Origin of the sequence: Paenibacillus lactis (assembly GCF_017873605.1) — a bacterium.
Taxonomy (GTDB): domain Bacteria; phylum Bacillota; class Bacilli; order Paenibacillales; family Paenibacillaceae; genus Paenibacillus_AQ; species Paenibacillus_AQ lactis.
Genome location: NZ_JAGGKI010000005.1, coordinates 253,981 through 277,063, shown reverse-complemented (window position 1 = coordinate 277,063; position 23,083 = coordinate 253,981). Strand labels below are relative to the sequence as shown.

Annotated in this window: 24 protein-coding genes and 3 pseudogenes; 23 read left to right on the top strand and 4 right to left on the bottom strand. The window is 45.7% G+C overall.

Annotated features, from left to right (window positions below; translation table 11 throughout):
- The first annotated feature begins 859 nt into the window (after window positions 1-859).
- The 14 genes and pseudogenes from J2Z18_RS12285 to J2Z18_RS31030 all read left to right on the top strand — a co-directional run bounded on the left by J2Z18_RS12285 (window position 860) and on the right by J2Z18_RS31030 (window position 12,552).
- The gene (locus tag J2Z18_RS12285; protein WP_210094782.1) at window positions 860-1,306 is read left to right on the top strand and encodes a hypothetical protein; all 447 of its coding nucleotides are present in this window, start codon (window positions 860-862) and stop codon (window positions 1,304-1,306) included.
- Window positions 1,307-1,707: 401 nt separating this feature from the next.
- Window positions 1,708-2,835, top strand: coding sequence for an ABC transporter substrate-binding protein (locus J2Z18_RS12280; RefSeq protein WP_232239285.1), 1,128 nt, complete (start codon window positions 1,708-1,710; stop codon window positions 2,833-2,835).
- Window positions 2,836-2,938: 103 nt separating this feature from the next.
- A complete protein-coding gene (locus tag J2Z18_RS12275) occupies window positions 2,939-3,871 on the top strand; it encodes a FecCD family ABC transporter permease (RefSeq protein ID WP_210094781.1) in 933 nt (310 codons plus the stop codon).
- Window positions 3,868-4,920, top strand: coding sequence for a FecCD family ABC transporter permease (locus tag J2Z18_RS12270; protein WP_007127868.1), 1,053 nt, complete (start codon window positions 3,868-3,870; stop codon window positions 4,918-4,920). The genes J2Z18_RS12275 and J2Z18_RS12270 overlap by 4 nt, the downstream gene beginning before the upstream one ends.
- 32 nt (window positions 4,921-4,952) lie before the next feature.
- Window positions 4,953-5,768, top strand: a complete 816-nt coding sequence (locus J2Z18_RS12265; protein WP_028404706.1) for an ABC transporter ATP-binding protein — start codon at window positions 4,953-4,955, stop codon at window positions 5,766-5,768.
- A gap of 250 nt (window positions 5,769-6,018) precedes the next feature.
- Window positions 6,019-7,206 (top strand): GTP-binding protein, encoded by a 1,188-nt coding sequence (locus J2Z18_RS12260; protein ID WP_007127870.1) that lies wholly within the window; start codon window positions 6,019-6,021, stop codon window positions 7,204-7,206.
- Window positions 7,207-7,240: 34 nt separating this feature from the next.
- Window positions 7,241-8,056 (top strand): AAA family ATPase, encoded by an 816-nt coding sequence (locus tag J2Z18_RS12255; RefSeq protein ID WP_144873114.1) that lies wholly within the window; start codon window positions 7,241-7,243, stop codon window positions 8,054-8,056.
- Window positions 8,057-8,149: 93 nt separating this feature from the next.
- Window positions 8,150-8,299, top strand: coding sequence for a 50S ribosomal protein L33 (gene rpmG / locus J2Z18_RS12250; protein ID WP_007127873.1), 150 nt, complete (start codon window positions 8,150-8,152; stop codon window positions 8,297-8,299).
- 77 nt (window positions 8,300-8,376) lie between these two features.
- Window positions 8,377-9,084, top strand: coding sequence for a metal ABC transporter ATP-binding protein (locus J2Z18_RS12245; protein ID WP_007127874.1), 708 nt, complete (start codon window positions 8,377-8,379; stop codon window positions 9,082-9,084).
- The gene (locus J2Z18_RS12240; RefSeq protein ID WP_210094780.1) at window positions 9,030-9,893 is read left to right on the top strand and encodes a metal ABC transporter permease; all 864 of its coding nucleotides are present in this window, start codon (window positions 9,030-9,032) and stop codon (window positions 9,891-9,893) included. Before J2Z18_RS12245 ends, J2Z18_RS12240 begins: the two co-directional genes overlap by 55 nt.
- Window positions 9,886-10,938, top strand: coding sequence for a metal ABC transporter substrate-binding protein (locus tag J2Z18_RS12235; protein ID WP_210094779.1), 1,053 nt, complete (start codon window positions 9,886-9,888; stop codon window positions 10,936-10,938). The genes J2Z18_RS12240 and J2Z18_RS12235 overlap by 8 nt, the downstream gene beginning before the upstream one ends.
- A 5-nt stretch (window positions 10,939-10,943) precedes the next feature.
- Window positions 10,944-11,078 (top strand): annotated as a pseudogene (locus J2Z18_RS12230) (uS14 family ribosomal protein); the annotation flags it as partial.
- Window positions 11,079-11,263: 185 nt separating this feature from the next.
- On the top strand, window positions 11,264-11,725 hold the full coding sequence (locus J2Z18_RS12225) for a Fur family transcriptional regulator (protein WP_007127877.1): 462 nt from the start codon (window positions 11,264-11,266) through the stop codon (window positions 11,723-11,725).
- Window positions 11,726-12,183: 458 nt separating this feature from the next.
- Window positions 12,184-12,552 carry a hypothetical protein gene (locus J2Z18_RS31030; protein ID WP_007127878.1) on the top strand — a complete coding sequence of 123 codons (369 nt, stop codon included), beginning with the start codon at window positions 12,184-12,186 and terminating at the stop codon, window positions 12,550-12,552.
- 322 nt (window positions 12,553-12,874) lie between these two features.
- On the opposite strand, the gene J2Z18_RS12220 is transcribed toward J2Z18_RS31030, so the two are convergent.
- Window positions 12,875-13,657: a M15 family metallopeptidase gene (locus J2Z18_RS12220; RefSeq protein WP_007127879.1), complete on the bottom strand. Its 783-nt coding sequence runs from the start codon at window positions 13,655-13,657 to the stop codon at window positions 12,875-12,877.
- A 376-nt stretch (window positions 13,658-14,033) separates the two neighbouring features.
- On the opposite strand from J2Z18_RS12220, the gene J2Z18_RS12215 reads away from it, so the two are divergent.
- The 8 genes and pseudogenes from J2Z18_RS12215 (at window position 14,034) to J2Z18_RS12180 (ending at window position 20,058) form a co-directional block, all read left to right on the top strand.
- Complete coding sequence (locus tag J2Z18_RS12215) at window positions 14,034-14,501, top strand: NUDIX domain-containing protein (RefSeq protein WP_007127880.1); 468 nt, start codon at window positions 14,034-14,036, stop codon at window positions 14,499-14,501.
- Window positions 14,502-14,533: 32 nt separating this feature from the next.
- Complete coding sequence (locus J2Z18_RS12210) at window positions 14,534-15,058, top strand: 2'-5' RNA ligase family protein (protein WP_007127881.1); 525 nt, start codon at window positions 14,534-14,536, stop codon at window positions 15,056-15,058.
- Between the two features lie 51 nt (window positions 15,059-15,109).
- Entirely contained in the window at window positions 15,110-15,667 is a 558-nt protein-coding gene (locus tag J2Z18_RS12205) for an HAD family hydrolase (RefSeq protein WP_007127882.1), read from the top strand.
- Window positions 15,668-15,878: 211 nt separating this feature from the next.
- Window positions 15,879-16,824, top strand: a pseudogene (locus tag J2Z18_RS12200) (5'-nucleotidase).
- Between the two features lie 20 nt (window positions 16,825-16,844).
- Window positions 16,845-17,492: an HAD family hydrolase gene (locus J2Z18_RS12195; protein WP_007127885.1), complete on the top strand. Its 648-nt coding sequence runs from the start codon at window positions 16,845-16,847 to the stop codon at window positions 17,490-17,492.
- Between the two features lie 152 nt (window positions 17,493-17,644).
- Complete coding sequence (locus J2Z18_RS12190) at window positions 17,645-18,115, top strand: GNAT family N-acetyltransferase (protein WP_007127886.1); 471 nt, start codon at window positions 17,645-17,647, stop codon at window positions 18,113-18,115.
- A gap of 55 nt (window positions 18,116-18,170) precedes the next feature.
- The gene (locus J2Z18_RS12185; RefSeq protein ID WP_007127887.1) at window positions 18,171-18,779 is read left to right on the top strand and encodes a zinc dependent phospholipase C family protein; all 609 of its coding nucleotides are present in this window, start codon (window positions 18,171-18,173) and stop codon (window positions 18,777-18,779) included.
- Between the two features lie 226 nt (window positions 18,780-19,005).
- Entirely contained in the window at window positions 19,006-20,058 is a 1,053-nt protein-coding gene (locus tag J2Z18_RS12180; protein WP_007127888.1) for a hypothetical protein, read from the top strand.
- A gap of 218 nt (window positions 20,059-20,276) precedes the next feature.
- On the opposite strand, the gene J2Z18_RS12175 is transcribed toward J2Z18_RS12180, so the two are convergent.
- The 3 genes from J2Z18_RS12175 to J2Z18_RS12165 are packed head-to-tail and all read right to left on the bottom strand — an operon-like array spanning window position 20,277 to window position 22,474.
- Window positions 20,277-20,543 carry a hypothetical protein gene (locus tag J2Z18_RS12175; protein ID WP_040737888.1) on the bottom strand — a complete coding sequence of 89 codons (267 nt, stop codon included), beginning with the start codon at window positions 20,541-20,543 and terminating at the stop codon, window positions 20,277-20,279.
- Window positions 20,544-20,559: 16 nt separating this feature from the next.
- A complete protein-coding gene (locus tag J2Z18_RS12170) occupies window positions 20,560-21,960 on the bottom strand; it encodes a hypothetical protein (RefSeq protein WP_007127890.1) in 1,401 nt (466 codons plus the stop codon).
- Entirely contained in the window at window positions 21,941-22,474 is a 534-nt protein-coding gene (locus J2Z18_RS12165; protein WP_007127891.1) for an RNA polymerase sigma factor, read from the bottom strand. The genes J2Z18_RS12170 and J2Z18_RS12165 overlap by 20 nt, the downstream gene beginning before the upstream one ends.
- 326 nt (window positions 22,475-22,800) lie before the next feature.
- Here J2Z18_RS12165 and J2Z18_RS12160 point away from each other — a divergent pair.
- Window positions 22,801-23,061, top strand: a pseudogene (locus J2Z18_RS12160) (GNAT family N-acetyltransferase); the annotation flags it as partial.
- Window positions 23,062-23,083 lie beyond the last annotated feature (22 nt).

The following is a 23,083-nucleotide window of genomic DNA, read 5'->3' as shown; positions in this document are numbered from 1 at the left end:
GGTGTATACGTCCTGAGCGGCTTTTTGCTGTGCTGGTGGTGGGGCTGCGATGCGTGAAGGTTTGCTCAGTGGGGGGCAGGTGCAGCTTCGAAGCGTTAAGGGCACTCCAGGGAGTGTGCAGGTGCAGCTTCGAAGTGTGAAGGTAGCTCATCACTCCGCATGCGGATGGTGCCTCCGATCGCTGTTGTCACCGGATTTCTTGAATGGGATTGGTAAATGGGGAAATCCGGAGACAAAGGCGACCACTTCGTTTCTCCAGCCCCATTCCGCCTGCTCCGTTGAAGTCTTACCGTTCGAGGCCAACCGTTGGTGGAAGCGGCCCTTCCCCCATATCAGTGGGGGAAGGGGGAAAGCCGCTCAGGTGTACACGTCCTGAGCGGCTTTTTGCTGTGCTGTTGGTGGGGCTTCGATGCGTGAAGGTAGCTCAGCGGGGCGTGCAAGTGCAGGCTTCGCTGAGTGGAGGTTGCTCAGTGGGGAGTGCAGGTGTAGCTTCGAAGTGTGAAGGTAATTCATCACTCCGCATACGGAAGGTGCTTCCGATTGCTACTGAATGGTAATTTCCCCAAGATCCGTTATAGTATGGTAGAATGAGCGGAGAAACTTGAGGGAACCTGCTCCTGTCCGAGTTGAGGTTTAAGTATGAGCTGGGCGGTGTTTAGGTTTGAACGGCACTGAACGAAATGAACACCATTAAAGCTATGTTGGGTTCAATACTTTTTACATTCAGGTGAATGGTTCCGTGCTGGAAAGGCACGACCCCGGACATTAGATTAGCTAATCTACGTTGGGGGCGGGCTGTTTTTGCACCAAGATGCGACTTCGGGAAAACAATTGGAATCAAAGGATGAAAGGGAGAGCGATGAAATACATTATAGGTTTCATTTTGCTGATGCTGTTGATGACGGGATGTTCAGGCAAAGAAGCCAACGTGCCTGATCTGGACAATAGGATGTCTAAGATTATTTCTTACGAGTTAAATCAAGTTGAACCTGAACATAGTGAGCAGGTCCGTGATTGGTTGGCTAAAGCTAGACAAAGCGGGAAAGAGGGGCAGTTTTTTGTTCATTCATTCAATAATGACACAGATGAATACGTGTATAACTATGTGTACAAAAAAGGGGCTTCCGATTATGAAGTTTCCTTTATTTATAATCCCGATGACCCGAGAAGTAAAGGAAGCGTACATGTGTCAGGGATCAACCATTCGGCGAATGACTCTTTTGTTAAGATCAAATTAATTAACGATTTATCGATTCAGGTAATTCTATCGAATGATCCGATTGGAAAGAAACTGCAAGATCAATAAGGACAACGGGATCAGCATGCCACTGATGTCGGCGGGTCGGAAGAATGGAGAATTGAAGGAAGTTTTAATAGAGGCGAGGGATCGGTAACGGTGAGAAGACAATAGCATATTAGTCCAAGAGGCCGCGTTGCCGCGGCTTTTTTGTATGTAAGCGATCGGGATTTTTGTCTAATTCCGCGACGAATCTTCTTGGAAAAATATGTTGACTATTTCATGGCGGCATGCTATATTTCTTTCGAATTTAATAGTAATAATTACAATTTAATTACCTCGATAATGTATTTTAGGTGGTGGAGATCAATGTGATTAAGAAGGGAATACATATCATTTTCATGGGCAGTTCAGTGATTTCATGCATCTAATTCGTAATTATTACAACTATAGGTAAGGGGATGTACCATATGCGCAAACGTCTAGGTATCGTATTTTTGATAATTGCAGCACTCATTTCTGGCTGCGGCAGTGTTCCTCAAAAAACGGCGACTGAGACCGCAACGGACAGAATGGATCCAAATGCTGAAGGGGTAGCGTTAAATGCTGGAGGGGCAGTGCCAAGTGATGAAGAGGCAACGCTAAATGCTGGAGGGGCGGCGCCACATGGTGAAGGGGCCGCGTCAAATGCTGAGGAGACAGCGTCAAATGAGGAAGGAACAAGCGCCAAATCGACATTCAAGGATGTAACCGGAACGGAGATATCCGTTGACTTGCCGGTGGAGAAGGTCGCGTGTTTAACAGAGATCTGTGTAGATGCCCTGGTTGAGCTGGGATTGAAACCTGCTGCGGTAACGGCGGGAGGACTTGCGCCAGAACCGGAATTTTATGGTGAGGAAGCAGCAAGCCTCGGAATAATCGGAGGAAGCTTCTTTGAACCCAATTTGGAGGATATTTCGTTGGCGGGACCGGATCTTGTCATTGGATTGGAAGGAACCCATGAAGGGTTGCGGGAAGGCTTAGCCGGCATTGCTCCGCTGTACATCGTCCAGCCCAAGAGTATGCAAGAATCGATCGAGTTCCTGCAGCATATGGGCCAGCTGACCGGAAGAGTAACGGAAGCCGAAGCGGCCGAGAAGCGCTTGCTGGATAAATTCAATTACTACAAGGAACACAGTCCGAAGGATAAGACCGCATTGGTGATGTACGGGTCTGATGTAAATTTCGGGATCGATACGGCCGGGTCGCTTGTGGGCTCAGTGCTGGCGGAAGTCACGCAATACCCATGGCCTGCACCCGAGGCTGATGGCGGCCATCAAGCAGGGGGGATGGCTTATTCTTTGGAAAAGGTGCTTGAGAACGATCCGGATTATATTTTTGTCGAGACCTTCACGTTCAGCCCCGATTCACAGCCATTATCCGAGCAATTCAAGACGAACCCGCTGTGGTCCAGACTCCGCGCGGTGAAGAATGGACAGGTTCATGAGATGCGCACATCCGTATGGGCCAGCGGCAGGGGAACGCGTTCGCTCGGCATCATTTTAGACGAAGCGATGAGCCACATGTATCCCGAGCTTTATAAGAAAGCGGTGGAATAGCTTTGCAGCGTACCGATCCCACCATAATCAAGAGAGCAAAAATAGGGGGAGCGCCCCTTTTTTTGCATTGTTTTTCATGATGGCTGCTGTGATATCAATAGGCATGAAGCATGGCTACCCGGAAATATCCTGGTCAAGCTTGCAGCAGCTGCTGTTCTTTAACGGGGGAACCGAACTCGAGAGGGTGTCCGTTCTGGAGATCAGGTTTCCCCGAATCGTATTAGGATGCATGGCCGGAGCGATGCTGGGGTTATGCGGCGTTCTTCTGCAAGATGGACTTCGAAATTCATTAGCAGGTCCGGAGTTGTTAGGTGTTTCTTCGGGAGCTTCGTTTATGATGGCTCTTGTTACGGTTTTACATGTTCCCGTCTCCTATGGCATGCAGCCATGGTTTGCCCTTCTTGGAGGACTTATAGGCGGGGCTGTGGTTATTTTGGCAGCCGGGGGAAGAAATGGAGGCATACATATTATCCTTATCGGCGCTGCTGTCACTGCGATCATGAACGGATTGGTGGTATGGGTGATTACGATGGGGTCATCCAATAGTGCGAGCCTCTTGTTTACGTTTCTGATGGGGAATTTGGCGAACCGCAATTGGACTCATGTCGGTCATCTGTTGCCTTGGGCGCTCGTTACGATTCCCCTTTCCTTAAGCTTCGCCAGATCGTTGAACGTACTGCGCTTGGGGAGCGAGACGGCCGAAGGACTGGGACTTCATTTCATGCGGGTGCGTATTTATCTGCTCATCGTATGCTGCGCGATGACGGCAGCGGTTGTATCCCAGTGCGGACCTATTGGCTATATTGCCTTGATCGCTCCACACCTGATACGGAGCTTATCACAGCAATATGACGCAAAGTTCGTTCTTCCATTCTCGGCAATGCTCGGAGCCGTCCTGTTAACAACGGCCGATATCCTGGCACGAACCATGTTTATGCCCAGGGAAGTGCCTGTCGGGCTTTGGACGACTCTAATCGGCGGACCTGTTATTATCGCATTATTTTTGCGTAAGCTTGGGGGGCGGCCTTCAGAATGAACAAGCTGATCCGTAATCGCAATCCCTATGAGATGACATATAAGATCGGACTCCTGGCAGCCTTGCTGCTTGTCCTGATTCTGTGTGTCATGCATATCGCATTTGGCAAAGTGGTGATTTCACCGCAGCATATTCTGCGTGCTTTGGCGAACGTACAAGAAGAGGAACACCATCGACAAATCATATGGCAGCTTCGATTGCCAAGGACTTTGATTGCGCTTGTAGCGGGCGCCATGCTGGGCTTGGCAGGAGCGATTCTTCAGTCCATAACCCGCAACCCGTTGGCAGAGCCGGGATTACTCGGCGTATCGGCAGGCTCGGTGTTGATGATCGTCATTTGGATCACATTTGCTGACGGTTTAGGGGATGCGACGAGGTATCTTCCTTTGGTTGCATGGACCGGCGGCATCGGCACCGTCCTTTTTGTTAACGCATTAAGTCTTGGCAAGGGAATGGATATCACCAGGCTTGCGTTAGTCGGAATACTAACGGGCAGCGTATTGCAATCTTGCACCTCATTGATACTGCTCCGGCATACGGAAGCGGTCGGCAGCATCTTGTTATGGATGATCGGCTCCCTTAATGGCCGGGTATGGGTGCATTGGGATATGCTTTGGCCTTGGGCATTAGTCATCATCCCTCTCGGTCTTCTTAGCGCTGGAGCTGCGAATGCGTTGCAATTGGGGCAGTCTACGGCGGCTAGTCTGGGCGTGTCTGTTCGTCGAATGAGATGGATGATGCTCATCCTGGCGGCAGTGCTGACCGCAGGAGCGGTTGCAGCTGTTGGCGCGATCGGATTTATTGGTCTTATCGGTCCTCATATTGCAAGGAGACTGGTAGGCCAAGATGCAAGAAGATTATTCCCTTTCAGTACGGTTGTCACAGGCGTGCTGCTGCTCGGCGCCGATGTCATTGCCCAGGCCGTATCGTTCGAGCTGCATGTATTCGGTTTAAGCTCGCAAGTTTCCCTTCCGGTAGGGGCAGTTACCGCCTTTATGGGGGCTCCTTTTTTTCTGTATCTCATTAAGCAAAAAAGAAAATCACATTGAATGTTTCAACGAACAAGGAGACAGAGACGAAGATGAAAGAAGATCAATCCCAAAAACCCTTGCTGGAAGCTCAGAACATAGAGCTGCGATATAACGACAAACCCATCCTCAAAGAGCTGTCTATGGATATCCTATCGGGTGGTGTGACTGCGCTCTTGGGCACCAACGGATCCGGCAAATCCACGCTGCTTAAAACCATGGCACGGCTGCTTATGCCGCAGAAAGGGTGTGTATATCTGGATGGGCATGCCATTGCAAAAGAATCTCCGAGGTCCTTGGCAAGGAAGATGGCGATACTCCCTCAGTCACCGGAGGTTCCGATGGCCATTACGGTCAGAGAGCTGGTAGAGCAGGGACGGTATCCTCATGTAGGTCCGCTGCGGATGTTGAAAAAGCAGGATCATGCTGCGATCGAAGAAGCGCTTGAAGTTACCGGTATGCAAGCTTTCGAGCAGCGGCCGCTGGATTCTCTCTCGGGGGGAGAAAGGCAGCGAGCGTGGATTGCCATGGCGATCGCGCAGTCGACTCCCGTGTTAATGCTGGATGAGCCCACGACATTTCTGGATGTTCGACATCAGTTGGAGATACTGGAGCTCGTTAGGAGGCTGAACCAGGAGAGGGGGACTACGATCATTGTTGTGCTTCATGATTTGAATCAGGCGGCGAGATACGCGGATCGCATGGTTGTTCTAAAGGACGGGCGGATTGTACGGGATGGTACGCCGGATCGAGTGCTGACTGAAGCTGTGCTGCAGGAAGTGTTCGGAATACACGCTACGGTGTTGAAGGATCCTGTGGCGGGAACGCCCATATTCCTGCCCCATTCAGTCGTTCATCGTGAAGGATGAGGAATTGCTCAACGCTTACAAAATCAAGGGCTGGTAGACCAGGGATCCATGATCATCTTTGGTCTATTCGCTGTGGTTTTTTTGGAGCCAAGATGATTTGTGATCCTAACGAACTGCCGTATCGAAATATGGACGTTTGACATTTTGAATAAAAGCAATTATATTAGGGTTGTCATAAATCGTAATCATTACGAATAAGATGGATTAGTCTATTTTAAGTCCAATATCAAGTCACAAGGAGAAGAATGCAATGACACAACAACAAATCCCCGTAACGGTACTCAGCGGGTATCTAGGCTCGGGAAAAACGACGGTATTAAATCACGTACTGAATAACCGGCAAGGCCTGAAGGTCGCTGTCATTGTAAATGACATGAGCGAGATTAACATTGATGCAGCACTGGTTAAGGGAGAGGCGTCCTTATCCCGCACGGAAGAGAAGCTGGTTGAGATGTCCAACGGATGCATATGCTGCACGCTGCGAGATGATTTAATGAAGGAAATCGAAAAACTCGCGAGCGAACAACGGTTTGATTACATTCTGATTGAATCCACAGGCATCAGCGAACCGATCCCGGTCGCTCAAACATTTACATATGCCGACGAAGAGACAGGGATCGATTTAACGAATCTGGCCAAGCTCGATTGTTTGGTCACCGTCGTGGACGCGAATCGATTCTGGCAGGATTTCGCATCCGGTCAGAGCCTTCTGGACCGCAATCAGGGCGCGGGAAGCGAAGATGATCGTGATGTCGTGGATTTGCTGATCGATCAGATAGAAACCTGCGATGTACTGCTCCTAAATAAATGTGATCTCGTGGATGACGCGGAATTGAACAAGCTTGAAGCTGTCCTTCGAAAGCTGCAGCCAAGCGCCAAGATCATTCGTACCCTGCATGGACAGGTCGATCCGTCGGAGATCTTGAATACGGGATTGTTTGATTTTGAACGTGTAAGTTTGTCAGCCGGATGGATCCAGGAATTGCAAAAAGAAGCGCATGTCCCGGAGACCGAAGAGTATGGAATCAGCTCCTTCGTGTATCGCCGCAGAAGGCCCTTTCATCCATCCCGGTTGGCTGAATTCATGGGGGAATGGCCTGAACAGGTTGTTCGAGCCAAAGGACTGGTGTGGTTGGCTGCAGATGGAGATGTTGCGGCAAGCTTAAGCCAAGCTGGCCCTTCGATTCAGTTTGGACCCGCCGGATATTGGGTTGCCGCGCTTCCTGCAGCCGAAAGAGAGGAGATTTTACGAACCGAGGAGGATGTACGGGTGAAATGGGACACCCATTGGGGAGACCGGCAAACCGAGTTGGTGATGATCGGGATCGATATGGACCGAGAGCATATTGAGGCTGCGTTGGATCAGTGTCTGCTTACCGATGTGGAAATGAGCTTGAATTGGGCGCGCTTTGAGAATCCATTGCCTTGGATTGCATAACTGATTATATACACTGAAGGAGCAGCAGCCATTCATGAGTAAAAGTAATGCGAGCCAGCGTCTTCCCCGTGCGAAGGGAATTGACATGGCAAATCTATATTCACCCAAAGACTGTGCCAAAAAGGCAAAGCATCTCATTTTGTCAGAAGTCAATCAAAGAATTGTGAAAGAATTTATTGAAATTTTAGGGATGAGGGAGGAGTTTGAACAGCATGGCGTGCCGGTTCCAAACAAAATTGTCATGTACGGACCTCCCGGAACAGGAAAGACGTTAACGGCTTTTTACATGGCTAAGGTACTTGAGCTTCCACTTGTTTTGGTTCGTTTGGATGCGATCATCCACAGTCATTTGGGGGAGACCGGAAGCAATATCCGTAAGATATTCGATTATGCCAGCGCGTTCCCGTGCGTTCTGTTTCTGGACGAATTCGATGCCATTGCCCGGACTCGAGATAACAATGATGAAGTCAAGGAGATGGCGCGTGCGGTAAACACGCTGCTCCAATGCTTGGATGACTTTGGAGACCGGAGCATTATTATGGCCGCTACCAATTTGGAAAAAGATCTGGATCAGGCGATATGGCGCCGATTCGATACGAAGTTAATCTATACCGTGCCTGAGCAGGAGCAAAGGAAGTTATACATTGAAATTCTCATTGGCGAGTTTGAATATGATCCGTCAATTCTCACTGAAACTTGCCGGCAGCTTGCAAGGTGCAGCTTTGCTGATATCGAGCAGATTGTGCTAAAAGCAAAACGTAAAGCGATTATTGAGCGAATGCCTCTTCAGATGAAGCATATGCAGAACGCGATTGAAGAGTATAAACCAATAATTGTCGCTGCTTATTAATAGAAGTCATCATCCGATTGGGGATTGACAAAGGATACACATAGAGATTAGCATTGTTAATCGTAAACATTACTAATAAGGAGGGTGCAAAATATGAGAGTCATCGTTACCCTGGCATGCACCGAAACAGGAGATCGCAATTACACGACAACCAAAAATAAGAAAAATCATCCTGAGCGTTTGGAAATGCGCAAGTATTGCCCTAGATTGAAAAGATATACGCTGCATCGCGAGACACGTTAATATAAGCAGCGTTATTAATCGTAATTATTACGCAAGACAGTGTTGAATGTTCTGTCATGAGGAAGGAAGAGATTGAAATGATTTTGTCCTCCATGCGCGACGTCGTGTTTGGATACGGAGATCGAACCGTCATCCAGAACTTGTCACTGGATATCCATACCGGGCAATTTATCGCGATTTCAGGTCCCAATGGTGCAGCGAAATCGACCCTGCTGAAATTGATGCTGGGCTTGACCAAGCCTTGGAGCGGAACGATTGAAATGAATCGTGTATCGGAGGACGGATCACCAATAACGGTTGGTTATGTTCCCCAGCTTGTGGCTTCGTTTAATGCCGGTTTCCCAAGCAAAGTCATCGAACTTGTTCGTTCAGGCCGTTATCATCGTCTCGGGTTGTTCAAACGGTTTGCAGCCAGCGATCATGAGGCCGTCAAGCAAAGCCTGATGGAAGTGGGAATGTGGAAATATCGCAACCATAAGATTGGTGAATTGTCAGGCGGTCAGAAGCAGAGGGTTTGTATTGCAAGAGCATTGGCTCAGGAGCCGGAGGCGCTGATCCTTGATGAGCCAACAACCGGGCTGGATGAAGCGAGCCGTAAAGAGTTATACGAGCTGCTGGATCGCTATGTGAAACAAAGAGGAAAAACGGTGATCATGGTTACTCATGCATTGGAGGAAATCGATCCTTACCTGGACCGGGTCGTCCATCTGGAACGAAAGGAGGATACGGGATGGCGATGCTCGGTTACGAATTCATGCAGCGTGCCTTTTGGGCAGGAGGCCTGATCGGTGTAATCGCTCCGATCCTCGGCGTATATTTAATGCTTCGTCGGCAGGTGCTTATGGCTGATACCCTCTCCCATGTTTCGCTGGCAGGGGTGGCATTAGGATCGTTCTTGCATCTTAATCCGACGATAAGCGGATTTGTCGTCGCCATCATCGGAGCGCTTGTCATTGAACAGCTTCGAAGGGTATACCGAACCTACACCGAGGTGCCGGTAGCCATTATCATGACGTCCGGACTGGCAGTGGCCGTCGTCCTGATGAGTGTGAATCCGCATTTGAACAAAAGCTTCAGTTCCTACCTTTTTGGATCCATCGTTGCGGTCAGTGATACACAGCTCGCTTTGATTGCCATCGTAGCCGCATTAGGGCTGGTGTTTTTTGTAGCCTTACGCCGGCCCCTGTATAACTTCGCCTTTGATGAGGAGACTGCTGCAATCTCAGGAACTCGGGTTTCGCTTCTTTCGTTTTCATTCGCCGTGTTTACGGGCATGACGGTCGCTGCCTCCATGCCGATCGTTGGCGTATTGCTAGTATCGGCGCTTATTGTGCTTCCAGCCTCGATCGCACTCCGGATTGCTCCCGGGTTTATAGCTGCCATGGGCGTAGCCGTCATTACAGGATGGGTTGGCATTTTCTCGGGGCTAACCGCCTCCTATTATTTGAATTCACCACCAGGTGGCACGATTGCTCTCATTTTGTTAGGGTTCTTGCTCATAGCTGTATTCATTCAGAAGCTATTGCAATTGCGAAATCGAAGATCTGTACAAATAAACAAACCGAAAGTAAGAGGAGTTATTAATCATGATTAAGAGTTATAAACGAATCTTTGCCGCTTTTTCATTATCCGCAGCATTGGCTGTCGCGGGCTGCGGTTCTGCCAAGCCAAGTGAATCCAATGGAAGCATGAATACAACAAATAGCAAAGTAACAGATACATCAACAGCAGCAAAATTAAAGATTAAAACAAGCTTCTATCCGATGTATGAATTTACGCGCCAAGTTGCCGGCGATTTGGCGGATGTTGAGAATTTGGTACCGGCAGGGGTTGAACCGCATGACTGGGAACCTACGCCGCAGGATATGGCAGGCATTGCTGATGCTGACGTGATTGTGTATAACGGTGCCGGTATGGAGAGTTGGATTGATCAGGTACTGGATAGCGTTAAAGATCGCGATCTGAAGGTAATTGAGGCAAGCCAAGGAATAGAGATCATGGAAGGCGAAGGGCATTCCCATTCGCATGACCATGGCGCAGAAGGTGAACATAGCCAAGAAGATGAACATGCCCATGACCATGGCGCAGAAGGCGGGCACCATCATGATCACGGCGGTCTTGATCCCCATGTGTGGCTTTCACCTGCTCTTGCTATTCAGCAAGTGCGTAATATTGAACAAGGCTTGGCCGAAGCAGATCCTCAGCATAAGGATGCCTACAAAGCGAATGCAGATTCTTACGTAAGTAAGCTGGAGGCGTTGGATCAGGAGTTTAAAGAAGGCTTGAAGGATTCCAAGAGAAAAGACTTCATCACCCAGCATGCTGCGTTCGGTTACTTGGCCAAAGAATACGGCTTAACCCAGGTACCGATAGCAGGCCTGTCCCCTGATCAGGAGCCATCGGCATCGCAAATGGCCAAGATTATTGAATTCGCTAAGGAAAATAACGTAAACACCATTTTCTTTGAAACGCTTGTCGCTTCAAACGTTGCAGAAACGATTGCCGCTGAAATCGGAGCAACCACCGCTGTATTAAATCCGATTGAAGGGTTGACGGAAGAGGATATTGCCAAACAGCTTGATTATATTGCGATCATGCGCCAAAATCTCCAAGCGCTGCAGGCTGCTTTAAATGAATAGATTCGACAAGACTTCACAATCGCTGCGCGGTGACCGGCAGACCCCGAGGCTATATTAGCAAGTTTGGCGTGTCGCGGATCGTGTTTCGCGAGCTAGCCCACAAAGGACAAATTCCAGGTATCAAGAAGTCCAGCTGGTAAGACGCACGTTTGAGTAAAGATAGAGGGCGAGGGCTAACGTACTCATTGTTTGACATCCATTCATTTCATGATAGTAGCCATATATGACATTTCCCTTCATTCTTGATAAAATACAAGGATAAATCTTTTTCAAAACATGGAGACGGTATTATGCAGGATGTTTTGTATACTCAGGAAGGGAACGTATGGTAATGAAGGAGAACAGCCAAGCCAAAGTGAAAGACATGCTGAATACGATGGCGCGAAATGGATGGAGAGTAACGGAACAAAGAAGGACGTTAGCTCAGATCTTCGCTGACCACGACGGTTATTTATCACCCAAAGATGTATATGATCAAATGTCCGTCTATTACCCGAGCATGAGTCTGGATACGGTTTATCGTAATCTTCGCATGTTAAGTGAGATGGGGGTTTTGGAGCATTTCTATTTTATGGACGGGGGATTAAAGTTCAAAGAGAACTGCACGACCCACCACCATCATCATTTGATTTGCGTTAACTGCGAAAAAACACTTCCCTTTGATTACTGTCCAATGGACCACGGTTTGGTATTACCCGGGAATTACAAAGTCTTGCGGCATCGCTTTGAGGTTTATGGATTATGCGAAGGCTGCCAAGCACTTGAGAAGGAAGAGACTTTGGAATAAGGAAAGTCTATGATAAAAAAATAATAGGCCTCTCAGCTGGAACGGGCGTATGTCTAGAGCTGGGAGGTCTTTTAGCGTAAATAGGGAAATAGCTTATGCAGCCGCATAACCAGCAAGCTGTTCATGGAACCAGTCCTCGTCAAAGTTGAGGTTACAATATCGTTTTGATAAGTTCACCTCGTATCATGCAGCGGAAAGCAGCACATGTAAGGAGTTACCCATAACAACTTGGGATATCAGAAGTTGGGTGAGAAAGGTTCCTGTTGTTGTATTGTCCGGATTTCCTTAAATAGTTAAATCGATGACTATGAATCTTGTAAATAGACTTGAGAGGATTTAAGGATAACGAAATCTATGTTTATACGAAAAAACAAACTTTTAAACTGATATTTTTGCCTTATACCATTCTCTCAACTTGGTAATATACTATATCATTCCCAAGAAAAGGAGTGGTATAGATGGCAAACAGCGATTTACGTCTTGCTCTTTGGTCTGGCCCTAATTTTTCTGTTCGTAGGATTCTCTTCAGACGCGGAGGTGTTGCAATTCGCGATCTTGGAGCATTTCGATTTGACAACATCCTTTCGAGTTTTCGGCTTAGAAATGTAGTGGAAAGCTCTCAAGTAACCCTTGTACTATTTTCGAGAATTAACTTTCAGGGATCATTCCGTGTATTCCGGGGAAGCCAAAATGTAGCGAACTTAGGCAATTTTGATAATGTAACATCTTCGCTCATTTTGGTAGGACGAAATCTTACGGATGCTGAAATTTCTCAAATTCAAAGCACAGGCAGACCGCCTAGAGACATCCTCATCATAAGACAGTAATTCCTGCAAAAGGGAACTCTCGATTTGGTTGGCAATATGCATCAGCATTATGGAACCGTGTAATTTAGGATGTAGGATTCATGGTCAACGAAAAGCAGCTCACTCCTCATTAGAGGATGGGCTGCTTTTGTGATTTTTCAAATCATCGAGAAAGAAATTTTCGATGCAGAAAGGGAAAGCTTCCATACTACGCTATCGGAATTGAACTATGATCAATATGAAATGGAATAATACATTATTATTTGTCCTGATGAGTTAGATGATGTTCATGTCTAAGAGGCGCTTAACACGAAACGGGCAGCAGGGCTGCCCGTTCTTAAAGTCAGATGGATTTCTGCAAGTATTGCTCAAGCGTCAAGTTCTGTCTCGTGATCTCTCCCGCAATATAAACGCCGACATACCGAACATGCCAAGGCTCGTACGAATAACCGGTAAGCTTTTCCTTACCCTTGCCATAACGAATAATGAAGCCGTATTTATGGGCGTTGGCTTTCAGCCACTTGCCTTCCTTCGTGCTGCCGAAGCTTTGCTCCAGTGCATATCCAACCGAGGCGCTGGAGATGTCCATGCTTAGACCGGTCTGATGCTCGCTCTGTCCCGGGCGCGCGCTGGTCTTGTTCGCTACGGCTTCGCCTTTGATGCTGGCGTTGCGTTCAAAGATCGATTTTTGCGTGGCGTACGAACGGTAGCCGGAGACAGCTTTGAGCTCAATGCCGTCCTTTTTAGCAGCAGCGAATAAATCCTCCAAGGCATTGGCCGCGATTTTTCTCAACTGCTTCTTAGGGCTTGGCCCAGAGAAGCTGAACGGAACATTGGGAACGACCAGATCCTTCGGAACATAAGTGGAAGGTAGATTTCTCTGCTTGTTTACCAGTACAACCGTGCTGGAAAGGTTCGTGACCGTTTGAATTCCGCCTATGGTTTTCACGGTCCGGCTCGGAGCGTTCATCTGCATAAATTTCGCGAAGCTCTGCGACGAGCGCGATGCAGCGGCAATCGCTTGATCAGCTCCCTTTGGAAAAGGCATGCAGGTTAAAGCCAAGCTTGCGACCAAGGAACCGATGACGATTTTCGGCATGAACGACGTTAATTTGCTATTTTTCATATGCTGTATCCCTCCTGATCCCATTACACATAGAGTATATAGGAGAAACATGTCGAAATAATATCTAAAATGTTTCCGACTTGTAACAAGAATCATAGATGCCTAGATGGAGGAGTCCTTTCCTATGAATCTACCGTCTTTTGACATTTAGATGTATAATTCAGGAAGTAAGCTATAAACAACCAACGACCCAGCCTAGGATTAATAGCGATCTGTGGCTGGGTCATTTCTATAGATTACAGAGAACCTAAGAAATGTAAAGAACACCTCAGAGCTAAATAAGTCCTGTAAGAACGCAGGAATGTGGGCTAAACAGGAATGTGGGCTAAACTGGTGAAATAATGAGGCTCAAACCAATTGATAAGGATGATTTTTTATGAAATATAGGGATATCAACAATCAAAAATATCATGTGCTCGCCAGAGGGGTTATTCTCTCGGATGGTAACCTATTAGTCGCGCACTGTAAGGGCATGGACAACACATTTCTTCCAGGCGGTCACGTAGAGTTTAAGGAAGGCATGAGAACCACGTTATCCAGGGAGATTAAAGAGGAGTTTGGACAAGAGAGTATCGTGGGGGAATATATAGGATGTGTTGAAGCTGATTTTGAGCTTCCCACGACCTACCATCAGGAACTCAATCATTTATTTCGAGTCGAGTTGCCACATATCGATCATTCAATAAACCCTGAATCCCAAGAGAACCATTTGGAGTTTTACTGGATTCGAATGAATGACATGGAGCAGCATAATCTGCAGCCATACCCCGTAAGAGAGGTTATTCAGAGATATTTTAATAAAGAAGAAGGACCGTTCTGGGAAAGTACATTTGAAGACCGCTGAAAGAAACTGCATAGCGAAGGAGGCCGTGACAAATGGAATTCTTTTTTGGCATTGTTCCCGAAGGGGATATTTATGAGAAGGTCATGAACGTAAGAGAAAAATATAAATATCTCGATGGATCGGACCCTCATATCACCGTCAAAGCTTCGTGTGGATTAACAGAGGATATGAACTGGTTTCCGGCATGCCGGAAGGTCATTTCAGGATTTCGGGACTTACAGATTACTGTTGGTGGGCCGAGATATTTTGGAGATAAAGATGTATTGTATCTGGATGTTCAGTCAGATGAGCTGATTGAGCTGCATAAACAACTTGTGTCGGTGTTTAAGCCAAACGAGGAAAGTATTAAGAAATGTTTTGAACTAGAGCTTTATAAGCCTCATATTACGGTAGCACGAAAATCAAGGTTATCCGAAGCTACCATTGAAGAGATGAGAAAGGATATCCTTCTTGACTTTGAAAATAACCACACGTTTTCTGTGTCCACCGTTAGTTTATTTTATCGAGCGAATAAAACCGAAAAGTACAGAATAAAGGAAGACATCAAGAGCATGTAATTCGGTAACGTAGAGGTCCTTAGGTCATCGTTATGAAAGGCGGTATATCCTATGATTCGAGCTGTTATTTTTGATCTTGATGGGACATTGCTAGACCGCAGCACTTCTCTATATCACTTTGTTGTTGATCAATATACGAGAATTATACATAACGCTAAAAGTATAGGAATGGAGCGATATACAAACCGATTCATTGAATTAGATCATCGCGGCTATGTGTGGAAGGATCGAGTCTACCAGGAGTTGATCAAGGAGTTTGAGCTGCCGCTGGATTGGAATGAACTATTAGCTGATTATACGAGTGGATTCAGTAAACATGCTGTACCCTTTCCGAATACGCACGAGGTTTTGGAAAGACTTAAAAACTATGGCTTTAAGCTAGGAATCATTACGAATGGATTTGGGGACTTCCAGTCAAGTAATATTGAGGCTCTTGGCATTCGAAAGTATTTTGAAGTGATTCTGATTTCCGAGATCGAAGGCATTCGAAAACCCGATCCAGCCATATTTCTTAGGGCAGCTGAACGGATGGGGGTACAACCTCAAGCCTGCGTTTATGTAGGAGATCATCCTGGAATGACATTGCTGCGAGCAAGAACGCGGGAATGAAAGGGATCTGGAAGAAAGATGGTTTTTATACAGAGCCGGTTGATTATGATGGAATGGTCAGAGATTTGCTCGAGATCGAGAGAATCATAGAGCAATGGAATTTTGGGATTAAACCCATGAAGTAGGTGACCAGTTATCATTTCACAAGCAAGCGATTATAAAATTAAAAAAATTTAGTATTACAGCAGGAAGCAGAAAGGGCGAAAGAACTATGCCATTTGATATTGAGAGTAAATTTGTAATTGCGGTGGCTTCAAGTGCATTGTTTGATTTAACAGAGTCCCATCGTGTATTTAGCGAAGAAGGAGAAGAAGCCTATCGAGCGTACCAAAGAGAACATGAGAATGAAATACTAATGCCTGGTGTTGCATATCCGCTAATAAAAAGGCTATTAAGCATAAATACTCCTCAAGATCAAATCGTTGAAGTTATCCTTCTTTCTCGAAATGATCCTGATACGGGTTTGCGCGTTTTCAAGTCTATCGAACGTTATGGATTAACCATTAGTAGAGCTGTTTTTGTGGCAGGAAGCAATCCCTTTAAATATATGGCAGCCTTTAATGCAACCCTTTTTCTATCCGGTAATCCAGATGACGTTAAAGAAGCTGTTGAACATGGGTACCCTGCAGGATGTATCTATCCTTCGGACTATGTCGATGATGAACAGGATAATGAAATACGATTAGCATTTGATTTCGATGGTATCATTGCTGATGACTCGGCTGAGTCTATATTTCAAAGTGGTGCTTTAGATAAATTTCATTCACATGAGAAGGAGATGGCTAGTGAGCCTTTGCCTGCGGGGCCGCTATTAAGATTCTTCACAGAAATCTCCAAACTTCAGCAACGAGAGATACATAAGAACCAAAATGATCCCACCTATAAACCTAGAATTAGAATAGCTATTGTTACTGCAAGGAATGCGCCTGCCCATGAAAGAATGATTACTACACTTAGAAAGCTTGATATTCGAGTGGATGAAGCGTTTTTTCTTGGAGGAGTCGAAAAAATAAGGGTGTTGAATGTTTTTATGCCACATATATTCTTTGACGATCAAGTAGGTCATATCGAGGGAGTAGCCAGAAAATCATGTTCCATTTGGAGTCGTAAATAACAAGAGAAAAAACCTTAAGACTAATAACGGATCTAAAATATAGATTTAATTGAGGTGACCACTTTGAAGTATAAAGCAATTTTGTTCGATTTTGACGGTACATTGGCAGATACATTGCCTATTTGTTTTTATTCGTTTCAAAAGGTCTTTGCTACCTATGATCAGCGAACATTATCGGATCAAGATATTGTTGCCATGTTCGGACCATCCGAGGTTGGTATCATTCAGCAGAATTTACGATGTAAAGATCGGATTCATGAAGCGATTGATGATTACTATTTGCACTACGAAAGAGAACACGACAGAATGGTATCCGGTAACCAAGAAATCCTCGAATTGATAAATCACATTCACCACAAAGGGATCTCGACAGGTATCGTAACCGGAAAGGCAAGAAGAAGCTACGACATATCCGTAAAGCATCTATTTCCAGATGATCTGTTCAAAGTGTCGATAACCGGTGACGATGTTGTTGATCCAAAGCCTCATCCGGAAGGGATTATAAAGGCAATGAAGCTATTGGGATGCTCACCTCAAGAAACGTTATTTGTCGGAGATAGTCAGGCAGATATTGAAGCTGGAGTTAGAGCCAAGGTGAAGACTGTAGGAGTGAATTGGCTCGACAATTCTCATAGCAGCGAGTTTTTAATAAAGCCTGATTATGAATTCTCCAGCATATCGGAATTTATTAAAGAACTGATTGAGAAGTAAGAGTTGAAGGAGAGTACGATTATGTATCGCTCGTATGGAGAGCTTTGATTACTTATGAAGCCATTAGGGGCAGGGGAGTAGTGGAGGAATCCGGTTCCTATAACAAAAAAATATTTGCGCATGTTACTGAGGTAAAGATGGAGGAACTCAACATGGAAGTGGTTCGGTCTACAGATTCTAGTACGATCGCTCGTCTGAATAAAGCCGTTCATGATCTACATTACTCTTTATTTCCTGAGTATTTTAAAGCATACAATTACGAAGAAATTAATCAATTTTTTCAAAAATTGATGGCAGATAACACGTCGAATCATTACTTTTATCTTCTTCATGAGAGTGGTCAAGCATTAGGGTACATTTTGTTTGAAATAAAACAGTATCATGAGAGTGCTTTTAAGAAATCATTCAAATCTATTTATGTGCACCAATTAAGCATAATTAAAGAATCTCAGAGTAAGGGATTAGGTACGCTTCTGATGGATAAAGTATGCGAATTTGCGCTTGAACACGGAATCCCCAAAATTGAGCTTGATTACTGGGTCAACAACGAAACTGCTGGAAGGTTCTATCATAAGCAAGGTTTTAAGAAATACAGAGAGTTTCTATATAAAGATTTAACTTAAGAGCCTAGTTATTTCCGTAACTAAGCTCCAACAAAAAATACATGGTGGTGGATGCATGGGCTCTAGAATTATGCATTTGATTATTGCTAATAAAATTGCAGACAGTCTAGCAATTAAAGATAAGGCGTCCTTTTTAATAGGTGGCATAGCTCCTGACGCGGTCCCCGCCAAAGACACATCCCACTTCTTCAAAGGCGAAGTTCAAAATTATACAAGATACATTGATTATCAAGGGTTCTTACATACATACCGTTCACAGAGAGAAAGTTATTATGTACTAGGATATTTTACGCATTTAATCGCCGATGATATTTGGTTGCAGGGATTTAATCTTGCTTGGCTGAAAAATAGAATGGAAGCAGATGAAGGATTGTATAAGTTATACCATCATGATTTTCGATTACTAAACGGGAAGTTACTAGAATACTATGGTGTCAAGGATGAGTTAAGGAATTGGCTTAGCATACAACCGACCATCATGGATTTGCAGGAAGTGAAGGCAAGTGAAGTTGAACAATTTATTCCTTCCGCTCTGGGCGATATGGAGTATGATCAGGACGCTTTAGATGAAAAGCTCCATGTATTTACGTTTGACCAAATCGTCGGATATATCGAAACCTCGGCAGATAAGGGCCTTATCCATTTAAAACCTATACTAACTTAACCACAGATTTAAATTCGTTCAAGGCGTTGGCAAAGATCCTGGATGAATCTGAATTTAAGAGCATAAGGAGGAACGTGAAGGCTATGATGAATGAGCAAAGGCGGTCAAGGAATTGGAGGGAGGATTAAAATAGGGAACTCTTCCTCCTTGTTATTAGTCAATATTATTGTGTCGCCCATATTTCGGGATTAGACACGAATAAATGTTTTTTTGGAGGAAGATAGGTATGAACAAAATTTACAAAGTAGTAAGCACGGCAGCCTTGGCTGCAGTTCTAGCCGGTGTAGGAGCAGTAGGAGCGGTTCAGGCGGGGAAGGGCGGTAAAGTCGAACAGGCTGGGAATGCGGTCAGTTCGAACAAAGTTAACCAGCTGACATCGGATCAGAAGCTGGTTGATGCCGCGCAGGCGAAGCTAAAGGAGTTCATTATGACCCCTGTTTCTTTCAGTAAGGCGGAAACCGTCGACTATGGTGGTGAAGTGATCAGCTTCTCCTGGGAGAAGAAGAGTACTTTGGCCGGCGAGGTCTTGGTAAAGCCTGACGGCAAAGTAGTGAAGCTCTATGTGAATCCGAAGCTCGTAGAACTGAATGATTCCACAAAATCCAAGCTGAATGCCGCCTGGAAACAGATCTTTAATAAATCTGCAGATGGTTATACACGACTGAATGTTCATTATCTGGAAGAAGGCGGCTCTACGGATATCATCGCTTACAGTAATAATGATTTTGTTAACCTTGTGGATGGGAAGGCGGCTCGTGGCGGAGGGGAGTTGAAAGAGGTCCCAGCTCCGATCCAAAAAGCGGCAGCCCAAGCACTTTCCCGAGTTGGAGCGAAACAAGGTAAAGATAACCCGAGAGCAAGCTTCGTGATCGAGCTGAACAAGAAAAAAGTGTATGCGTTAGAGTACAAGACGAATAAAGGGAATATTGAGCTTGAAATTGAAGAATCAACCAATCGACTGCTCGGGATCAAATTGCAAGCTTTATCTCTGGTTAAAGAGCTGTCCGAAGTAAGCGTGGAAAATCCTGAGAAAGAAACGCAGGCCATTCGCGAGAAGGTAAATTCATTTAGCCTGGACAAGTTAAAAATAGCAGCCGTAAAGCAGGCCAAGGAGATCATGAATCTGGATTTATCGGGGTACCAAGCAGCGCGTGAGGAAAATAGCGGAGCCCCATCTGCTTTTCATGATGCCGTCATCTTTACCAAGAAGGGCTCTCCAACTGTAACAGGTTACTTCAACTCCAAAGGCGTTTTCTCCGGCTTTAGGATTGAGCAATGAAATGACGTAACACCTGATATATGATGATACTTAAGTCATGAACAAAGGAGCTCCTCTTGGGGCTCCTTTGTTCTGTGAATTTATTGCAAACCAAGGATCGCATATTTCCGTTTCTGCATCGGGAACTTCCGTAAATGATGAGCAGTGTGAGTGAGAACAGCAAAGACGCTCCTCTCATGAGGAACGTCCCTAGTGCTATCATCCTTGAACCAGAAGGATTACTTCAGTTTGATTTTTTGTGAGTAGCTGTCGTTTTCAACGATATACAAGCCTGGATTAATCTCAAGCTCGGCACCTTCCGGTATGTTGTCATAATAATCAAATCGCTTGCTTTCTCCGGAGTTCCTTGACTGATTTTCAGAAGGTTGAATCTTGTATCCGTTAATTTTAAGACTTGTTCCTAGGAAACTGAAAGTACTGCCATTCTTTAGCTTCGTTATGACCATTAACCCATCGCCTTTCCGGTAATATTTATACTGAATCACCTGATTAGCATCCAGCTTATACTCCGCAATTTGCTCCTTGGCTTGAAGGTTCCTTCAGCCGTGTCCAATTCTGTGACAGGTCTTCATGAACAATCCGGGCTTTATCCAGTTCAAGCATAACTGGCTCATTAGAATAGTCCTGATAGGGCTGGTCCAGCATAAACATCAGGCGATTATTGTCTGCCACAAATCCATTGAGGGTAACATTTCCGACGCTCAGCTTGACATCATCAAGCAAATACCGACCCGAAACGGGCTCTGCCGAATATCCTGAAATCTGGACAATGATGCTGGCTGGCGTGTAAATCAAGTTTGTCGGTACAAAATCAAACCCTTTCACGTTGGTTGGATCGATCTGAAGGGGAATGGTGCTCAAAGGCTGGGAAGCCTGATTCTCATCAACAGTAAACGTCAGATCCCAGTCACCTTCAACCATCCTTACCGTTTCCGGAAAGGTGAAATACAGTTTTGCTTCAGCAATTTCCCGGTCGTCGAGACCTGAGATATCAAAGGTTTCTGAACGCAGCCCCGAAGCGGTTCCTCTGTTTGTAGGCTCGATTGTTTTATTTCCTGTCACGAGCACCATCTGATAATTGTCCTGCTCGGTCGAATTTCTCCATTCGTTGAGGAATTCCTTGTGTGAATTCATACTCCCAGGGATTGAATAACGAACGACCCAATCATTGCCTACACGTGCCGAGGACTTGATCGTTACGGAAGGAAAACGATCTCCCTTCAAATCATAAGCCCTTCCATTCATTTCATCGAGCTTCCCGTTAAGAGGCATTTTGACTGTTTTCCGCAAATACAGGTCTTGAAGCTCAAGCTGATAGCGCCCCGAGATGCTGGACGGCTCTTTGCCCTGGGCTACGAAATAAGAGGCAAGCTTACCTTCACGTTGAGTAAAATTGATCTGGTTGGCAATGTACGCTTCTTTCTCTCCAGTATCCAGATTGGTCAGGGTTCCGGTGTCAAAAAATGCATAATCGTAGCCGGAACGATCGGGAATCTCCAGAGAAAGATGGAATTCCAGATCAGTAAGATCATTTTTCAACGTCGAAGGGCTGCTAAAGACGCGATTCAAATGCAAGCTGACACCGCTTTGTTCGGTGTGTTCATTTAACGTTTGTCCCACGGCCGCATTTTGAAAATTTATCATCTGCGGCAGTGAGTTCAACAGTCCTGCCTGCTGCGCGGTGATGCCAAGTACAGCAATGCCCAGCACACTCGCCAGTAGAACCGCCGGCCTGTAACGAGTCTTGGAGGATGGGATCTCCGCGTGAACAGCCTGACCTCCTGTTTCTCGTTTCCACTTCCTCTTACGCTCCTCCAATGTATGAAACATGGCTTCGAAATCCGGTTGTTCCTCCGGGTAGCGAGACAGCTTTTTTACAAAATCATCCTTTAGCTCCGGCATGCGTCTCCTCTCCTTTCCAATTACCCGATGGGTCTTCTTTCAGCATTTTTCTCATTTTCTTAAGACCACGGTTAATCCGAGATTTTACCGTGCCCAGGGGCACATTAAGCACCTCGGCTGTTTCCGGCAGCGAAAGCTCAGCGGAATAATGCAGCACAAAGGCGAGCTTGGTTTTCTTAGGCAGCTTGTCCAGCTGCAGATGCAGAGTATGTACCATTTCCCTATGCTCGAAGGTCTCCTCGACGGTTGGGGTCCGCAGCGGCATACCCAACATGAAGGAGCGGAGCTCCTTGGCCCACCCGTTTTGTCTCCTCCTTAGGAACGTATTGCACTCGTTAGCCGCTATCCGTAGCAGCCAAGCTTTCGTGTTCTGCACGTTTGTCCGGTCAGCAATCATCGCTTTGAAAAAAACATCCTGGCAGAGGTCCTCGGCATCCGCCCGGCTCTGCACCATATAGCGGCAAAATAGATACACCGTCTCCTTATACGTTTCAAACAGTTGCCTGTCATCCAACTTTTGTCACTTCCTTGTTGTTAGGATCTCCTTCTATTTAATTGACGATTATCTGAGTCGAACCGTTCGCATCCTACGCATAAAACTGTGCATACGACTATGATATCTAAAATCCATGATAAGCGGTGATAGATTCGGGGTTGTGAGAAATACAACGTATTCGAGCCCTTTGAGTCCTAAATTATCAGCTGTCCATCGCCCCGCTATTCAAACGTTTTGTCACTTTACATGCTGAAGAAGGGAGGATTCCAAAACATGGTATAATCTTTTTATAACGAAAATATAAGCGGAAGCTTGGGAATATAGACAGCTAATTCGGAATACAGCTAAATGAGAAGCTATTGAATTGTGGCGGTCATATTGGATATGGGATTCGGCCTTCTGAACGTCGTAAAGGGTACGCAACCCAATTATTATCCTTAGCGTTAGAGAAAACCAAAGAACTGGGAATACGTAAAGTGTTAGTCGTATGTGATGCCGATAATATTGCTTCCAAGAAAACGATTATGAAGAACGGCGGAATTCAAGATCATGATTATATTGAAGAAGATGGAAACATCGTCAATCGATTTTGGATAGAGGTATAACCTATGTTGAGTTTTATTAGGC

Excerpts from the sequence above, each read along its gene's own strand:
- J2Z18_RS12285 (WP_210094782.1), top strand. The coding sequence starts at position 860 with ATGAAATACATTATAGGTTTCATTTTGCTGATGCTGTTGATGACGGGA.
- J2Z18_RS12270 (WP_007127868.1), top strand. The coding sequence starts at position 3,868 with ATGAACAAGCTGATCCGTAATCGCAATCCCTATGAGATGACATATAAG.
- J2Z18_RS12225 (WP_007127877.1), top strand. The coding sequence starts at position 11,264 with ATGGTAATGAAGGAGAACAGCCAAGCCAAAGTGAAAGACATGCTGAAT.
- J2Z18_RS12190 (WP_007127886.1), top strand. The coding sequence starts at position 17,645 with ATGGAAGTGGTTCGGTCTACAGATTCTAGTACGATCGCTCGTCTGAAT.
- J2Z18_RS12215 (WP_007127880.1), top strand. The coding sequence starts at position 14,034 with ATGAAATATAGGGATATCAACAATCAAAAATATCATGTGCTCGCCAGA.
- J2Z18_RS12170 (WP_007127890.1), bottom strand. The coding sequence starts at position 21,960 with ATGCCGGAGCTAAAGGATGATTTTGTAAAAAAGCTGTCTCGCTACCCG.
- J2Z18_RS12245 (WP_007127874.1), top strand. The coding sequence starts at position 8,377 with ATGATTTTGTCCTCCATGCGCGACGTCGTGTTTGGATACGGAGATCGA.
- rpmG (WP_007127873.1), top strand. The coding sequence starts at position 8,150 with ATGAGAGTCATCGTTACCCTGGCATGCACCGAAACAGGAGATCGCAAT.
- J2Z18_RS12180 (WP_007127888.1), top strand. The coding sequence starts at position 19,006 with ATGAACAAAATTTACAAAGTAGTAAGCACGGCAGCCTTGGCTGCAGTT.
- J2Z18_RS12255 (WP_144873114.1), top strand. The coding sequence starts at position 7,241 with ATGAGTAAAAGTAATGCGAGCCAGCGTCTTCCCCGTGCGAAGGGAATT.
- J2Z18_RS12240 (WP_210094780.1), top strand. The coding sequence starts at position 9,030 with ATGGCGATGCTCGGTTACGAATTCATGCAGCGTGCCTTTTGGGCAGGA.
- J2Z18_RS12185 (WP_007127887.1), top strand. The coding sequence starts at position 18,171 with ATGGGCTCTAGAATTATGCATTTGATTATTGCTAATAAAATTGCAGAC.
- J2Z18_RS12220 (WP_007127879.1), bottom strand. The coding sequence starts at position 13,657 with ATGAAAAATAGCAAATTAACGTCGTTCATGCCGAAAATCGTCATCGGT.
- J2Z18_RS31030 (WP_007127878.1), top strand. The coding sequence starts at position 12,184 with ATGGCAAACAGCGATTTACGTCTTGCTCTTTGGTCTGGCCCTAATTTT.
- J2Z18_RS12280 (WP_232239285.1), top strand. The coding sequence starts at position 1,708 with ATGCGCAAACGTCTAGGTATCGTATTTTTGATAATTGCAGCACTCATT.
- J2Z18_RS12210 (WP_007127881.1), top strand. The coding sequence starts at position 14,534 with ATGGAATTCTTTTTTGGCATTGTTCCCGAAGGGGATATTTATGAGAAG.
- J2Z18_RS12275 (WP_210094781.1), top strand. The coding sequence starts at position 2,939 with ATGAAGCATGGCTACCCGGAAATATCCTGGTCAAGCTTGCAGCAGCTG.
- J2Z18_RS12260 (WP_007127870.1), top strand. The coding sequence starts at position 6,019 with ATGACACAACAACAAATCCCCGTAACGGTACTCAGCGGGTATCTAGGC.
- J2Z18_RS12265 (WP_028404706.1), top strand. The coding sequence starts at position 4,953 with ATGAAAGAAGATCAATCCCAAAAACCCTTGCTGGAAGCTCAGAACATA.
- J2Z18_RS12235 (WP_210094779.1), top strand. The coding sequence starts at position 9,886 with ATGATTAAGAGTTATAAACGAATCTTTGCCGCTTTTTCATTATCCGCA.
- J2Z18_RS12205 (WP_007127882.1), top strand. The coding sequence starts at position 15,110 with ATGATTCGAGCTGTTATTTTTGATCTTGATGGGACATTGCTAGACCGC.